This is a genomic window from Vibrio sp. 2033, from assembly GCF_033339735.1.
This window is the reverse complement of record NZ_JAWOVC010000301.1, coordinates 1-744: the sequence shown is the minus strand read 5'-3', so window position 1 is coordinate 744 and position 744 is coordinate 1. Positions and strand designations below refer to the sequence as shown.

Annotated in this window: 3 tRNA genes and 1 rRNA gene; all 4 read left to right on the top strand. The window is 43.1% G+C overall.

From position 1 onward, the window contains the following. Positions 1-74, top strand: a 16S ribosomal RNA gene (locus tag R7P74_RS26230); the annotation flags it as partial. A gap of 89 nt (positions 75-163) precedes the next feature. Continuing rightward, positions 164-239: transfer RNA gene (locus tag R7P74_RS26225), tRNA-Glu, on the top strand. Between the two features lie 2 nt (positions 240-241). Further along, positions 242-317 (top strand) — tRNA-Lys (locus R7P74_RS26220). A gap of 28 nt (positions 318-345) precedes the next feature. Further along, a tRNA-Val gene (locus R7P74_RS26215) sits at positions 346-421 on the top strand. Positions 422-744: the final 323 nt, after the last annotated feature.

Below are 744 nucleotides of genomic sequence, written 5' to 3'. Positions count from 1 at the left end.
CTTTGTGGTTCATGACTGGGGTGAAGTCGTAACAAGGTAGCGCTAGGGGAACCTGGCGCTGGATCACCTCCTTAAACGATGATTATTGCGATGAGTGTTCACACAGATTGATACGGTTTATGAAGTTTAAGAGATAGAACATCCCCCAAGATGTTCACTTAGTGTCCCGTTCGTCTAGAGGCCTAGGACACCGCCCTTTCACGGCGGTAACAGGGGTTCGACTCCCCTACGGGATACCATTGGGTCGTTAGCTCAGTTGGTAGAGCAGTTGACTTTTAATCAATTGGTCGCAGGTTCGAATCCTGCACGACCCACCATTTCCTTCCACGGAAATCAAAACAATGTGGGCGATTAGCTCAGTTGGGAGAGCACCTGCCTTACAAGCAGGGGGTCACTGGTTCGAGCCCGGTATCGCCCACCATTCTCTAAGTATTTTTGGAATAAAACGTCCAAACCAGAACAAGCAATTGATACTGGTTGGTATTTTTGACTCTGAAAGTCTTTAGAAAATGTAACTTCCTTGTGAAGAAACATAGCTCTTTAACAATTTGGAAAGCTGACAAAACAACAATTTATTGTTGTTTGTAAAGTTCTCAAAGTATTCATTTATGAATACAACTAAAAACACATTCAAGTGTTCTTGGAATTTGAGTCCGGCAAAATCGATATGTCTCTCGCTCATTCAAATAATGAGAGACAACTTTGGTGATTTGAACATCAACTCGAAACTCCTTCGGGTTGTAT